We start from the raw sequence: 1,140 nt of genomic DNA on the forward strand, positions 1-1,140 counted from the left end.
ACCAGGCCTGGCGGCTGGCGCAGGAGCTGGCGACGCTGCTGGACGAGATGGCGCTGGAGGATTGCGACCCCGCCCGCCTGCCCTCCCTGGTGCCGGACCGGCTGGCCCGGCACTGGCAGATCACCCATGTCTTCCTCAACGGCGTGATCCAGGAATGGCAGGCCTGGCTGGCGAAGCAGGGCCTCTCCGACATCGGCACCCGCCGCGTCGCCACCATCCGCGCCCAGACCGCGCTGTGGAAGGAGAACCCGCCGGAGGATCTGGTGATCGCCGCCGGGATCGGCCTGGGCGGCACCATCCCCGCCGCCGCCGAGCTGCTGAAGGTCCTGGCGCACTGCCCCAACGGCCATGTGGTCCTGCACGGCGCCGGCGAGCCGCTGCCCCCGCAGCCATGGGACGAGCTCTGCGCCAGCCATACCCACCCCCTCTGCGGACAGGTGCGGCTGCTCCAGGCCATGGGCGCCACGCCGGGCGACCTGAGGCCCTGGCCTTCCCCGGGGCCCCACGGCCTGCCGCCCGACCCGGCCGGGGAGGCGCGCGGCACCCTGCTCGCCCGCGCCCTGCGCCCGCCCGGCGACATCGCCTGCTGGCAGGAGAAGGCGCCGGAACGCTGGGCCCCGGCCCTCGACCACCTCACCCTCCTCACCGCACCGGACGAGGCCGGCGAGGCCGCCGCCATCGCCCTGCTGCTGCGCGAGGCGCTGGAAACCCCCGGCAGCCGCGCCGCCCTGGTGACGCCGGACCGCGACCTCGCCCGCCGTGTCTGCGTGGAGCTCGCCCGCCATGGCGTGCTGGCCGATGATTCCGCCGGCCAGCCCCTGGCCCAGACCCCGACCGGCGCCTTCCTGCGCCTGATCGCGCGCATGGTGGCGGAGGAATTCTCCCCCGTCGCCCTGCTCGCCTGCCTGAAGCACCCCTCCTGCGCCGGCGGCATGGCGCGGGCCGACTGGCTGCGCGCGCTGCGCGACCTGGAGCGCCACGCGCTGCGCGGTCCCCGCCCCGCTCCCGGTCTCGCCGGGCTCCGCGCCGCCACGGCACGCGCCTTCGCCGAGCCGGGCGCCGAGGCCCCGGCCGAAAGCGAGGCGCGGCGGCAGGCCCGGCTGGAACGCCAGGCCCGCACCACCGCCCTGCTCGATGCGC

At 76.8% G+C, this 1,140-nt stretch carries 1 pseudogene; it reads left to right on the plus strand.

Going from position 1 to position 1,140, the window contains the following annotated elements:
- A pseudogene (locus tag ROTAS13_RS24825) lies at window positions 1–1,140 on the plus strand (double-strand break repair protein AddB); the annotation flags it as partial.

The sequence above is a fragment of the Roseomonas sp. TAS13 genome (genome assembly GCF_001950415.1).
Classification (GTDB): domain Bacteria; phylum Pseudomonadota; class Alphaproteobacteria; order Acetobacterales; family Acetobacteraceae; genus Roseomonas; species Roseomonas mucosa.